9 protein-coding genes and 1 pseudogene are annotated in these 12,998 nt (G+C 66.5%); 7 read left to right on the forward strand and 3 right to left on the reverse strand.

Annotated features, from left to right (window positions below):
* Nucleotides 1-32 precede the first annotated feature (32 nt).
* From D5S08_RS06265 to D5S08_RS06290, 6 genes and pseudogenes are all read left to right on the forward strand, one after another.
* Nucleotides 33-1,622, forward strand: a complete 1,590-nt coding sequence (locus D5S08_RS06265; RefSeq protein ID WP_121116643.1) for an alpha-N-arabinofuranosidase — start codon at nucleotides 33-35, stop codon at nucleotides 1,620-1,622.
* Entirely contained in the window at nucleotides 1,622-2,743 is a 1,122-nt protein-coding gene (locus tag D5S08_RS06270) for an arabinan endo-1,5-alpha-L-arabinosidase (protein ID WP_121116645.1), read from the forward strand. The genes D5S08_RS06265 and D5S08_RS06270 overlap by 1 nt, the downstream gene beginning before the upstream one ends.
* Nucleotides 2,740-3,780 (forward strand): annotated as a pseudogene (locus D5S08_RS06275) (glycoside hydrolase family 43 protein); the annotation flags it as partial. The gene D5S08_RS06270 and the pseudogene D5S08_RS06275, both read left to right, overlap by 4 nt.
* Nucleotides 3,781-4,075: 295 nt before the next feature.
* Nucleotides 4,076-6,940: a TonB-dependent receptor gene (locus D5S08_RS06280; protein ID WP_121116649.1), complete on the forward strand. Its 2,865-nt coding sequence runs from the start codon at nucleotides 4,076-4,078 to the stop codon at nucleotides 6,938-6,940.
* A gap of 139 nt (nucleotides 6,941-7,079) precedes the next feature.
* Nucleotides 7,080-7,982: an SMP-30/gluconolactonase/LRE family protein gene (locus D5S08_RS06285; protein ID WP_121116651.1), complete on the forward strand. Its 903-nt coding sequence runs from the start codon at nucleotides 7,080-7,082 to the stop codon at nucleotides 7,980-7,982.
* Between the two features lie 126 nt (nucleotides 7,983-8,108).
* Nucleotides 8,109-10,379, forward strand: coding sequence for a pre-peptidase C-terminal domain-containing protein (locus tag D5S08_RS06290; protein ID WP_121116653.1), 2,271 nt, complete (start codon nucleotides 8,109-8,111; stop codon nucleotides 10,377-10,379).
* On the opposite strand, the gene purQ is transcribed toward D5S08_RS06290, so the two are convergent.
* The 3 genes from purQ to D5S08_RS06305 all read right to left on the reverse strand — a co-directional run bounded on the left by purQ (nucleotide 10,380) and on the right by D5S08_RS06305 (nucleotide 12,017).
* Nucleotides 10,380-11,045: a phosphoribosylformylglycinamidine synthase subunit PurQ gene (gene purQ, locus D5S08_RS06295; protein WP_175578897.1), complete on the reverse strand. Its 666-nt coding sequence runs from the start codon at nucleotides 11,043-11,045 to the stop codon at nucleotides 10,380-10,382.
* A gap of 5 nt (nucleotides 11,046-11,050) precedes the next feature.
* Nucleotides 11,051-11,281 (reverse strand): phosphoribosylformylglycinamidine synthase subunit PurS, encoded by a 231-nt coding sequence (purS, locus tag D5S08_RS06300; RefSeq protein ID WP_121116657.1) that lies wholly within the window; start codon nucleotides 11,279-11,281, stop codon nucleotides 11,051-11,053.
* A gap of 262 nt (nucleotides 11,282-11,543) precedes the next feature.
* Complete coding sequence (locus D5S08_RS06305; RefSeq protein WP_241557280.1) at nucleotides 11,544-12,017, reverse strand: Lrp/AsnC family transcriptional regulator; 474 nt, start codon at nucleotides 12,015-12,017, stop codon at nucleotides 11,544-11,546.
* Nucleotides 12,018-12,111: 94 nt separating this feature from the next.
* Between D5S08_RS06305 and phhA the strand changes: the two genes are divergently transcribed.
* Nucleotides 12,112-12,981 carry a phenylalanine 4-monooxygenase gene (gene phhA, locus D5S08_RS06310; protein ID WP_121116661.1) on the forward strand — a complete coding sequence of 290 codons (870 nt, stop codon included), beginning with the start codon at nucleotides 12,112-12,114 and terminating at the stop codon, nucleotides 12,979-12,981.
* Nucleotides 12,982-12,998: the final 17 nt, after the last annotated feature.

Consider the following 12,998-nt stretch of genomic DNA (forward strand, 5'->3'; position numbering starts at 1 on the left):
GACCGACACGTGAATACCAGGGAGAGAAAACAATGCTGAAAGCATGCCGCCATTTCGCCACCGCCCTGCTGCTGGCCACCGCGCCGGTCGCAGTGGCGCAGGCGCAGGACGCTCCGCCTCCGATCATGGCGCCTGTGCCCGCCGAAGGCACCGCCGCCATCACCATCCGCGCCGACCAGGCGGGGCCGGTTTATGACAAGCGCATCTTCACCCAGTTTGCGGAGCATCTGGGCACGGGCATCTATGGCGGATTGTGGGTCGGCAATGACCGCAACATTCCCAGTACCCGCGGTTTCCGCAACGACGTGCTGGCCGCCCTGCGCGAACTGCGCGTGCCGGTCGTCCGTTGGCCCGGCGGTTGCTTCGCCGACGAATATCACTGGCGTGAAGGCATTGGCCCGAAGAACAAGCGCCCGGTCAAGATCAACACCCATTGGGGCGGCGTGGAAGAGCCGAACACGGTGGGCACGCACGAATTCATGGATCTGGTCGAGCTGCTGGGTGCCGAAGCCTATGTCGCCGGCAATGTCGGCAACGGCACGCCGCAGGAAATGGCCGAGTGGATCGAATACATGACCTCACCCGCCGGCTCGCTGGCGGAGGAGCGCGCCAAGAACGGTCACCCCGAGCCGTGGGCAGTGCCCTATTTCGGCGTCGGTAACGAGCTGTGGGGCTGTGGCGGCAACATGCGGCCGGAATATGCGGCGGACCTGACGCGCCGTTATGCCACCTTCATCAAGGCGCCGCAGGGCACCCGCATCATCAAGATCGCGGCGGGTGCCAACAATGACGACGCCAACTGGACGGAGGTGCTGATCCGCGAGGCGTCCCGCCAGATCGACGCGCTTTCGCTGCACTACTACACCGTTCCCGGCGGCTGGCCGCCGCGGGCCAGCGCGACCGAGTTTGGCGAGAATGAGTGGGCGCTGACCCTGGCCGCTGCCAACCGGATGGATGAACTGATCACCCAGCATACGGCGGTGATGGACCGGTACGACCCGGAAAAGCGCATCTGGCTGGCGGTGGACGAATGGGGCACCTGGTATGCGGGCGATCCCGGCACCAATCCCGGCTTCCTGCGGCAGCAGAACACGCTGCGCGACGCGCTGGTGGCGGCCATCCACCTCAACATCTTCGCCAAGCATGCCGACCGCGTGAAGATGACCGCGATCGCGCAGATGGTGAACGTGCTGCAGGCCATGATCCTGACGGAGGGGCCGGAGATGGTGCTGACCCCGACCTATCACGTCTTCCACATGTACCGCGATTACATGGATGGGACGGTGTTGCCGGTGGAAGTGCAGTCGCCCTTCTACAATGCCGGGCCCTCCACCCTGCCGACGGTCAGCGCCTCCGCAGTGCGGGGCAAGGATGGCGTTGTCCATGTGGGCCTCACCAATGCCGATCCGGATCAGCCCTCCACCGTGACCATCCGCATGCAGGGCGTGCAGCCCGGTGCGGTCAGTGGCCGGGTGCTGACGGCAGCGGACATGACGGCGCACAACACCTTTGATGCGCCGGAGGTGGTCCAGCCGACGGCGTTCAACGGCGCCAGCGTGCAGGGCGACACGCTCACGGTGACGCTGCCGGCCAAGTCGGTCGTGATGCTGGACCTGCGCTGATGCGCGTGTCTGCCCCTGTGCTGGCCGTGGCGGGATTGCTCGCCTCGGTCCTTGCCGTTCCGGCATGGGGGCAGGCGGGGCAGGGGGCTGCGTCCCCTGCCGCCACCGCCGCCGCCGATGTCGGCCCGCTGACGGGCGACATCGCGCCAGTGCACGATCCGGTGATCATTCGCGAAGGCGATACCTATACCGTCTTCGCCACGGGCCGCAGGAGAGGTCAGGAAGGGATCATCCCCACGCTGACCTCCACCGATCTGCGGCACTGGACCGCCGGTCCGTCCATGCTGGCCGACCTGCCCGCCTGGGCAAAGGAAGCCGTGCCGCTGGCGCGCGACATGTGGGCGCCAGACATCAGCTTCGTGAACGGGCGCTACCGGCTGTATTATTCGGTGTCGTCCTTTGGCTCCAACCGCTCCGCCATCGGCCTCGCCACCAGCGCCACGCTGGACCCGAAAGCTGCGGATTATGGCTGGCGGGACGAAGGGCTTGTGGTGCAGTCCACGCCGGAGTCCGACTTCAACGCCATTGACCCGAACTTCATCCAGGATCGGGAGGGCAATCACTGGCTGTCGCTGGGCAGTTTCTGGACCGGGCTGAAGCTGTTCCGTCTCGATCCCGCCACCGGCAAGCCGGCCGATGCCGCAGCGACGCCGATCAGCATTGCCCGGCGCCCTGCGCCCGCCGGTGGCCCGGCGCCGGTGGAGGCGCCGTTCATCATTGATCATGGCGGTTACTACTGGCTGATCGCGTCGTATGATTATTGCTGCAAGGGCGTGAACAGCACCTACTACACGGTCGTCGGCCGGTCGCAGGACATCACCGGGCCATATCTGGGCAAGGATGGCAGCTCCATGCTGGAAGGTGGCGGGACCATCCTGCTGCGGGCCGCCCTGCCCGAACAGGAACGCTTCCGCGGGCCCGGCCATGCCGGCGCCATGCGGGACCTGGACGGCACGGATTACCTGGTCTGGCACGCCTACGACAAGCAGCAGAACGGTATCCCAACGCTGCGGCTCGGCCGCATCATCTGGGGCGAGGATGGCTGGCCGACGGTCGCCTCGCTCGATGCAGACATCACGACCCCGGCGGAGAGCCGGGGCGATACGGGAGAGAGCGAATGATCCACCTGTCCCGCCGGCTGTTCCTGGCCGGCACCACCGCCACCGGCCTTGCGGCCTGTACCACCATGCCCGGCAGCGGCGGGCAGACGGCCGGCGCCGGCAATCCGCTGGTGCGGAACCGCGCCGATGCGCAGGTCTTTTTGCACACGGACGGCATGTATTACATGACCGGCTCCGTGCCCGAATATGACCGTCTGGTGCTGCGCCGAGCGCCCACCATCGCCGGGCTGGCGACGGCCGAGGAGCGGGTGCTGTGGCGGCATCAGGCGAGCGGGCCGATGTCCGGCTTCCTGTGGGCGCCCGAACTGCACTGGGTCGATGGCAAGTGGGTCATGTACTTTGCCGCCGGGCCCGCTGGCGGCGGGGAGGATCCGTTCCGCATCCGCACCTATGCCGTTTCCACCGACAGCTCCGACGCGATGGCCGGGACGTTCGAAGTGCTGGGCCAGCTGCAGACGCCGTGGGATAGCTTCAACCTGGACAGCACGATCTTCGACCATCGCGGCACACGCTACATGGCGTGGGCGCAGAAGGAGCCGGGGATCGACACCAATTCCAACCTCTATCTGGCGCCGATGGCGAGCGCGCTCACCTTCTCCGCCGCGCCGGCCCGGCTGACCGTGCCGACGCTGCCGTGGGAGATCCGCGGCTACAAGGTGGCGGAGGCGCCGGCGATCCTGGCGCGCAACGGCCGCCTGTTCATGACCTACTCCGCCAGCGCCACGGACGACCGCTACTGCCTGGGCCTGCTGACCGCCCGCGACGATGCCGACATCATGGACCCGGCCAGCTGGACCAAGTCGCCGGAACCGGTCTTCCGGTCCTCGCCCGAAAACAGCGTCTACGGCCCGGGTCATAACAGCTTCACGGTGGATTCCGCCGGACGCGATGTGCTGGTCTATCACGGCCGCGACTACAAGGAGATCGAGGGCGATCCGCTGCTCGATCCCAACCGCCACACGCGCGTGCAATATTTCACCTACAGCGCGGACGGCGTGCCGCAGTTCGGCCAGCCGGTGGCCAACGGGCCGCTGCCCGCCAGCATGGGCATCTGAACGCAGCAGCCTGTCGGTTGCGATTGCCTCCTGGCTGTTCACTGCGGGTGGACAGCCAGGAGGCATGCCCGCGTGCGCAAACGGTGCATGACACGGCTTCCGCTAGCCTGGTGCACGGGCACGGGCCTTTAGGGGACCCTTGCAGCGACCTGTCGCAAGCGAGACACACCGATTTAACCCGAGCTCTCCTGGTGCCGGAACCGGCTTGCGAGCGCCTGAGAACGCTCGTAAGTTGTCCGAGTAAATAAAGGGCCAAAGTGTCCTCTGGGAGAGTTTCATGATCGACAAGGCTTCACTGCTCCTGACAGTTTCCGCCGGGGCATTGCTGCTGGCCAGTCCGGCAATCGCGCAGCAGGCGGATGCACCGTCACCTGCGCCGGACAACACCAGCTCTGCGGCCACGGCGGCGCAGGCGCCGGAACCGGGCGACGAGATCATCGTCACCGGCGTTCGCGCCAGCCTGATCGGCGCACTCGATGTCCGCCGCAATTCCGTCCAGATCGTCGACTCGATCGTGGCCGAGGACGTTGGCAAGTTGCCGGACAATAACGTGGTCGAGGCATTGCAGCGCGTCACCGGCATCCAGGTGACCGATCGCGCCGGTGGCGAGACCGCCGCGATCACGATCCGCGGCCTGTCCGACCCCGTGACCACGCTGAACGGCCGCAACATCTTCACCGCGGCGGGCACATCCTTCGCGTTGCAGGATATCTCGGCCAACCTCGTCAAGCAGGTCGACGTCTACAAGACCCGCTCCGCCGACCAGCTGGAGTTCGGCCTGGCCGGCCAGATCGACGTGAAGACGCGGCGTCCCTTCGATTTCAGCGGTCCCACGATCTCGGGCCTGGCGCGCGGCGTGTACAGCGAACTGGCGGACGAGGTGAACCCGAACGTCGCGCTTCTGGTCACTGACACATGGGAAACCGGGATCGGCGATATCGGCGTCCTGATCAATGGCAGCTATAATCGGTACAAGTACCGCAACATGAACGTGCAGGCGGGCGCCATGGTGCCTTTCGCCACGGAGAACCCCCCGGAAGCGACGTTCCTCGGCCCGCTGGAGCGGATCTTCCCCAGCACCAACCCCGCTGATCCGTTCTGGACCCCCGGCCTCAATGCCGGCCTGCCGACCGCGCCGGGTTCCACCCTGGACATCAGCGGCGTCGAGGTGCCGTATTATTTGTCGCGCGACGCGGTCATCAGTTCGGACCTGTATGGCGAGCGGGAGCGTCCCTCCGTCAATGCCGCGCTGCAATGGGCGCCGAATGACAGTTCGGTCTACACGGCGGAGTTCTTCTACGCCGGTTTCCGCGGCAACACCTTCAACTCTCTGCTGTTCAGCTTCGCCGACTGGTGGGGCGACCTTGGCGACAATCCGGGTTCCACCTTCGAGCTGTATGACGGCACGAACATCATCAAGTCGCGGCGGATGGGCGATGTCGCCGGCTTCAACAGCGGCGATTACGGGACGTCCCGCACCGACAGCTATGTCTATGCCTTGAACGCTGCCTGGGACGTCGGCGATCGTGGGCAGATCACGGCCGACCTGACCTATCAGGACAGCACGAACGAAACTTCCTTCTTCGCCATGCGGACCAATCGTGGTCCGCTGGATCTGGACGTGGACTTCAATGCCGGCGGCGGCATGCCGGGCTACAGCTTCGGCAACACTGCGCTGCTGACCGATGCCACGCAGTGGACCGTCGGCGACCTGTTCGACAGCGGCACCAAGGGCACGGGCAGCGCCCTGACCTTCATGCTGGACGGTTACCACGAGTGGGATGAAGGCTTCCTGCGCCGGATCAAGGCTGGCCTGCGGTTCGACGACCGCGACACCAGCACCTTTATCCGGGACCAGAGCGCAGGTGCGCTGGGTGGCACGCTGGCGGCCTTGGGGGACGAATACTCCTTCACCAACAACGGCTTCTTCGATGGGCGCGCCGACGTTCCGAGCAGCTGGGTGCTGGCCGACGGTCCCGCGCTGTACGGGAATCGCGATGCGATCCGGTCCCTGTACCAGCGGATCAATCCGGCGCTGCGGCTGTCGGACGATCTGGAGCTCGACCGGGTGTTCGACATCAACGAGTCCACCTGGGCGGCCTATCTGCTGGCCGATGGCGAGGTCGATATCTTCGGCCGTCCGCTGCAGGTTCAGGGCGGCGCCCGTGTCGTGGCCATCAGCACGAATTATGACTACTTCGACCGGCTGAACAATTTTGCCCAGTCGAGCACCGCGACGAACCAGACCAAGGTGCTGCCCAGCTTCACCCTGCGGTACGAGGTCACGCCCGATCTGCGGCTGCGCTTCAACTATGGCGAGACGCTGCGCCGTCCGGCTTTCGGCGATCTCAACCCGAACGTGGCGCTGACGGGTGATCTGTCGCGTCTCGGCTTCGGCACGGGCACTGCCGGCAATACCTCGCTGCGCGCCACCACATCGAAGAACTACGACCTCGCAGTAGAATGGTATTTCGAGCGCAGCAGCGCGATCTTTGTCACCGCCTTCCGCCGCGAGATCGAAGGACTCGTCGTTCCGCTGACCCAGCTGGAATTCATTCCGGACAACCCGATCCAGGGCGAGACGGCGACAGACTACTTCCAGGTCACCCGCCCATCCAACGCATCGAACGGCGTGCTGCAGGGCGTGGAGATCGGGCTGACCTACTTCCCGACCTATCTGCCCGGCTTCCTGGACGGCCTCGGCTTCCAGGGCAGTGCGACGATCCTGGATTCGGAACAGACCATCCCCGACACGGATCTGGACGGGAACATCACCGAAACCAAGTCCAGCTTCTTCGGCGTGTCAGACCTGTCCTACAACGCCACGCTCGCCTATGAGCGCGGCCCGGTCGGCGCCCGCCTGTCCTATGTCTGGCGCGAAGAGTTCCTCAACAACAACGAGGCACGCGCCTTTGCCAACCCGATCGGCTTCTGGCGCCAGCCCGAGAAGAGCCTGGACTTCCAGCTGACCCTGGCGGTGACGGACGATATCGGGGTGACCTTCGATGCGGTGAACATCACGAAGTCCAAGCAGCAGAACTACTACCGCTATGCCGACATCGGCAATCCGGAGCAGTTCAACGCCAACACCCTGCTGATCGATCGCACCTTCGCCCTGGGCGTGCGGTTCACCTTCGACTGACCTTCTGCGCGCCGGGCCCCATCCAGGCCCGGCGCAAGGTCGTCTCGACCCGCAGTCAGACAGCCCGCGTAACGCCTCTTGCAGGTGGCCGCGCCGATGCGGCATGGCATGCGCGAAGCAATTTGCGAGAGGATGATTGATGGCACAGGTGCAGCTGGGCGATCCCGAGGTCGTATGGGATCTGGGTGCGGTTCTGGGTGAGGGGCCGGTCTGGCTGGACAGCGATCCCGTGGGCCAGGGCGGGGCGCTGTGGTTCGTCGATATCAAGGCGCCGGCCATCCACCGCTACGATCCCGCCACCGGTGACAAGCAGAGCTGGCCCGCCCCGGCGCCCGTCGGCTTCTGCCTTCCGGCAGCCGACGGCACGTTCATCGCCGGGCTGAAGACGGGCCTTGCCCGCTTCGATCCGGTGGCCGGCACCTTCACCCCGCTGCACGATCCGGAGCCGGACCAGCCCGACAACCGGCTGAATGACGGCCATGTGGATCAGCAGGGCCGCCTGTGGTTCGGCACGATGCATGATCCGGAGGAACAGGCGAGCGGGCGCATCTACCGCTTCGACGGCGCTGGCAGTGTCGCCGTCAGCGATCCGGTGATCGTCAGCAACGGTCCCGCGGTCAGCCCCGATGGCACGACGCTGTACCATGTGGATACGCTGGGCAACACGATCTACGCCGCCGACCTGGCCGATGACGGTACCGTGAGTGCGGAGCGGGTGTTTGTGCGGATCGAGGACGGCGCCGGCCATCCCGACGGCGTGATCGTGGATGCCGAAGGCTGCCTGTGGGTCGGCCTGTTCGGCGGCGGAGCGATCCGTCGCTACTCCACCGCCGGCGAATTGCTCGAGACGATCCCCCTGCCGGTCAGCGCGATCACCAAGGTGGCCTTTGGCGGGCCCGACCGTCGCACCCTGTTCGCCACCACCGCCAGCGTTCACCTGGACGATGAAGGCCGCGCGCGCGAACCGCTGGCCGGGCACCTGTTCGCCTTGCCGGTCGCCGTGGCTGGCCTGCCGCCGGTCAGTATGCGTCTGCCGTCCTGATGCCGGACAGGGCCTGCGAAACCGCTTCCCGGCGCCTCGTCCTTCCCGCATAAAGCAGCCGCACCGTCCGTGACGCGCCCGAGTCCGGGTGCGCGCGGGCGATGGCGGGCTTGGGGGAGTTCGTTGATGCGCAGGGTTTCCAGTCACGCGGTCGGGCTGCTCCTCGCGAGCGCCGCCATCGTCACCTGTGCTTCGCCCGTCCTGGCGCAGCATGATGTGACAGGCACGCTGGCGAACGGCGATGCCACGCTCGACAGCGGCGAGTTCTACGACAGCTACGACATTGACGGGCGCGCGGGCGACATCCTGACTGTCAGGGTGGGATCGAGCGATTTCGACGCCTACGTCTTCGTGCGCGGGCCGCAAGACAGCGCATTCAGCAATGACGATGCCGAAGGCGGCGGCTCCGACGCCGGGCTCACGGTCACCCTGCCGGCAGACGGCACCTATACGATCTTCGCGACATCCTATGCCAGCGGAGAAACCGGCAGCTACCGGCTGGTCAGCTCGCTCGATCGTGCAGGGTCGGGTGCGGTGACGGGTGCAGGGGCGGGCGGCGCCGGTGTGCTGGTCGCAGGGGGCCGCGCGCAGGGCACGCTGGCTGCCGGGGACGACACGCTGCAGGGCGGCGAGTTCGTGGACAGCTTCACCCTGCAGGGCGAGCCGGGCAGCCGCGTGGTGCTGAACATGCGGTCCGACACGTTCGATACCTATCTCCACGTGTCCGGAGACGACGGATACGAAGTGTTCAATGACGATGCGCCCGGTGGCAGCGGCGACAGCCAGCTGGAGGCGCAGTTCCCGGCCAGCGGCCGCCTGAGCCTGCTGGCGACCAGCTTCGCCGCCGGGGAGCAGGGGGCCTACACGATCACGATGGAGGCAGTTGCCTCGGGTGGCGGAGTGCCTGCGGGCGCAGATGCGGCCGGCACCGCGCTGACTCTTGGCACACAGGTCACCGGCAGCCTGCCCGGCGGATCGAGCTATCAGCTGGAAGGGCAGGCAGGGCAGACTGTGCGGCTGTCGCTCAGTTCCGAAGCGTTCGATCCGGTGCTGCGACTGGCCGGGCCGGATGGTTTCACCGCCAGCAATGATGACAGCCCGGCTGGCGATACGCTGGACAGCCTGCTGGAGGTGACCCTGCCGGCCAGCGGCACGTACCATCTCACTGTCGGCACCTATTCGGGGGAGGGCGCCGGCGCCTTCCGTCTGGCCGCCAGCGCCGGCGAGCAGGCGGTGGCGCAGGCGGACCAGCCGCCGGCCGGCAGGCTGACTCCGGGGCGCAGTGTCAGCGGATCGCTGGCGGCCAGCGACCAGACCTTTTCCAGCGGCGAGTATCAGGACCGCTTCACGTTCCAGGGGCGCCGTGGCGACCGGGTCGTGTTCGACATGCAGTCGGCCGACTTCGACACCTTCCTGTCGCTCTATCTGCCCGATGGCGGGATCGAGACCAATGATGACCGCGCCGGCGATGAAGGCACGGACAGCCGGCTGGCGATCACCCTGCCGCAGGATGGCAGCTACGAGATCGCCGCCACCAGCTATGCCGCGGCGCAGACCGGAAGCTACACGCTGCGGATGGGACTGGAGACGGGTGCGGATGCGCCGGTGCTGGCCGATGCCGGTGGCGCCGGCCGCGTGTTCCTGCTGAGCGTCGGGGTGGCCGATTACCAGCGCGCCAGCCCGCTGTCGCTGACCGATGGCGATGCTGCCAAGCTGACCCAGACGTTGTCCGCCATGGGCGTGCTGGCGCCCGGCAGCGTCACCCTGCTGAATGCGGAGGCGACAAGGGGGGCGGTGCAGTCGGCGTTCGGGCGGATCGCCGCGCAGATCGGGCCGGACGATCTGTTCCTGATGTTCTTCTCCGGCCATGGCAGCAAGGAAAGCGTGGACACGATCATGGAAGGCGATGGCAGCGCCGAGACGATCGAGATGTACGATGCCGCGATCCGCGATTACGAGCTGGCCCAGCTGTTCGACCAGATCCCGGCGCGCAGCCTGCTGGTGCTGGACAGCTGCTTCTCCGGCGGGTTCGACACCGTGATCAAGCGGCGCACCGGGCGGATGGGCATCTTCAGTTCGGACAGCGACCTGACCAGCCTGGTGGCGGACAAGTTCGAGGCCGGCGGGTATATTTCCATGATCCTGCAGCAGGCACTGGGCGGGCAGGCGGACGGGGACGGCAATGCGGCGATCACCGCGGGCGAACTGTCGGAATATATGCGCAGCACGTTCTACCAGATCGCGTCGCAGGGCGGTCTGTCAGCCACCGTCTATGACCGCAATGCCCGGCAGGTGGGCAGCGGGTATCAGCACATCCTGGTCGACCGGGGCGGCGACGGGATGCCGTATGAGCAGGTGCTGCTGCGCCTGGGCGCGCCGCGGCTGGCGGCGCGCTGATCAGGCGAGCTGGCGGATCGCGGCTTCGAACAGGGCGCGGCCATCCGTGCCGCCGTGATCGTCCTCCACCGCGCGTTCGGGGTGGGGCATCATGCCCAGCACGTTGCCGGCTTCGTTCAACACGCCGGCAATGTCGCGCTGCGATCCGTTGCAGGTGTCCACGTAGCGGAAGGCAACCCGGCCTTCGCCTTCCAGCCGGTCCAGCGTGGCATCATCCGCGAAGTAGTTGCCGTCGTGATGCGCCACCGGGATGCGGATCCGCTGCCCGGCGGAATAGCCGGCGGTGAACAGCGAGGTGCTGTTTTCCACCACCAGCGGAACGGTACGGCAGATGAAGGTCTGCCCGGCATTGCGCAGCAGGGCGCCCGGCAGCAGGCCGGCCTCCGTCAGCACCTGGAAGCCGTTGCACACGCCCAGCACCGGCACGCCGCGGCCGGCGGCTTCGACCACGGCGCGCATGATCGGGCTGGTCGCGGCCATGGCGCCGCTGCGCAGGTAGTCGCCATAGGAAAAGCCGCCGGGCAGGGCGATCAGGTCCAGCCGGTCGGGCAGGGTGGCATCGGCGTGCCAGACGCGCAGGGGGGCGGTGCCGGAAACCTGTTCCAGCGCCACGGCCATGTCGCGGTCGCAATTGGAGCCGGGAAAGGTGATGACCGCGGCGCGCAAGCCCATCAGACCCGCTCCACCCGGTAGTTTTCCACCACGCCGTTGGCGAGCAGGCGGCGGCACATGTCGTCCAGGGTGGCGTCGGTGGTGTCGTCCGCCACCTCCAGTTCGATCAGGCGGCCGACGCGCACGTCGTTCACGCCGGCAAAGCCCAGCCCTTCCAGGGCATGATGCACGGCGCGGCCCTGCGGATCGAGCACGCCGGGCTTCAGGCTGACATGGACGCGGACCTTCATGGCTGTTTCCCGGTGCTGGAGAGATTGCGGCAGCGCCTATCGTGCAGCGCGCGGCGGGGCAAGTGGGGAGGGGGGTGACACAGGTTACACTGTGCAGGAAGTCGACTTAGCAACCAGAGGGGGTGACAGGGGTGACACTGTTCAGGGGATTTCTACGACCAGACGTAAGTCCTTGATTCGTCTGTATGTGGCGTCTGTAAGCGGAGCGTGGACGTGTAGGAAAGTGATTATGCCCGCGGCTTCTGGCAGGGCAGCCTTGCCGTCACCCGACCGGGATGGCCGTCTGGTACTTCGCGACGCGCAAGGCGAGGTGCGAGGAAGCGCCGGCGACCGAGGGATGCTTGACCAGCCGCTGCATCAGGAACGTCTCGTAATCGGCGACGTCGGTCGCCACCACCCGCAGCAGGTAGTCCCAGTCGCCCGACATCGAGAAGCATTCCATGATGCGGGCTTCGGCCTGCACGAACGCCTCGAACGCGGCGACGCTGTCGGCCTCGAAAGTCCGCATCCGCACATTGCACAGCATGTTCACGCCGTGCCCCAGCTTCACCTGGTCCGCCAGGCGAATGGTCCGGCCGAGCACGCCCGCTTCCTCCAGCAACCTGATCCGCCGCCAGCAGGATGGGCCGGTGCTGCCGACCCGCTCCGCCAGCTCGGCGTTGCTGAGGGACGCATCCTGCTGGAGCTGGGCGACGATGCGCCGGTCAAGCGCATCCAGTCTGGCCATTTCTGTCACGATCACCGCCGTTCCTGAGAAACCCTTTCACCTGAGTACGAAACAGGCGGCATTTTGAACAGCATTTTCCCGCGTCCTGCATGACAATGCTGATATGGCACAGGCAGAACATACACCGCCTGAAGGGGCGGCGGCAGACTGGACGATCCCGCAGGACTGGGACCGCTACACGCCGCAGGAACATGCGCTGTGGGACCATCTGTTCGCCCGGCAGGCGGCGATGCTGCCCGGCCGGGTGGTGCCCGAATTCATGGCCGGGCTGGACATCCTGCGCATGACCCGACCCGGCATCCCCGACTTCGCGGAACTGTCGGAACGGCTGATGAAGGCGACCGGCTGGCAGGTTGTGGCGGTGCCCGGGCTGGTACCGGACCATGTGTTCTTCGACCATCTGGCCAATCGCCGGTTCGTGGCCGGACGGTTCATCCGCACGCCCGAACAGATCGACTATCTGGAGGAGCCCGACGTCTTCCATGACGTGTTCGGCCATGTGCCGTTGCTGGCCCACCCGGCCTTCGCCGACTACATGCAGGCCTATGGCGAAGGCGGCCTGCGCGCGGGCGGGCTTGGCGCGATCGAGCGGCTGGCGCGGCTGTACTGGTACACGGTCGAGTTCGGGCTGATCCGCCAGGAGGATGGAGGCTTGCGGCTGTATGGCGCGGGCATCGTCTCCTCCTATGGCGAGTCGATCTTCGCGCTGGACGATCCGTCGCCCAACCGGCTGGGCTTCGATCTGAGGCGGCTGATGCGCACGCGCTATCGCATCGACGATTACCAGCAGACCTATTTCGTGATCGACAGCTTCGAGGATCTGCTGCGGCAGACCGTGGAGACCGACTTTGCGCCGATCTATGCGGAGCTGGGGCAGGAAGCCGACTTTGATACAGCGACAGTCGTAGCCGAGGACCGCATCTACAATTGCGGGACGCAGGCCTATGCTCGCGCAAAAGAAGGCCTCACCTGAGTTCGCGCCAGACCAGA

Origin of the sequence: Croceibacterium ferulae (assembly GCF_003660445.1) — a bacterium.
Lineage (GTDB): Bacteria > Pseudomonadota > Alphaproteobacteria > Sphingomonadales > Sphingomonadaceae > Croceibacterium > Croceibacterium ferulae.

Bases quoted from the DNA above. Each gene is read 5' to 3' on its own strand.
- D5S08_RS06265 (WP_121116643.1), top strand. From the start codon at position 33: ATGCTGAAAGCATGCCGCCATTTCGCCACCGCCCTGCTGCTGGCCACC.
- D5S08_RS06270 (WP_121116645.1), top strand. From the start codon at position 1,622: ATGCGCGTGTCTGCCCCTGTGCTGGCCGTGGCGGGATTGCTCGCCTCG.
- D5S08_RS06280 (WP_121116649.1), top strand. From the start codon at position 4,076: ATGATCGACAAGGCTTCACTGCTCCTGACAGTTTCCGCCGGGGCATTG.
- D5S08_RS06285 (WP_121116651.1), top strand. From the start codon at position 7,080: ATGGCACAGGTGCAGCTGGGCGATCCCGAGGTCGTATGGGATCTGGGT.
- D5S08_RS06290 (WP_121116653.1), top strand. From the start codon at position 8,109: ATGCGCAGGGTTTCCAGTCACGCGGTCGGGCTGCTCCTCGCGAGCGCC.
- purS (WP_121116657.1), bottom strand. From the start codon at position 11,281: ATGAAGGTCCGCGTCCATGTCAGCCTGAAGCCCGGCGTGCTCGATCCG.
- phhA (WP_121116661.1), top strand. From the start codon at position 12,112: ATGGCACAGGCAGAACATACACCGCCTGAAGGGGCGGCGGCAGACTGG.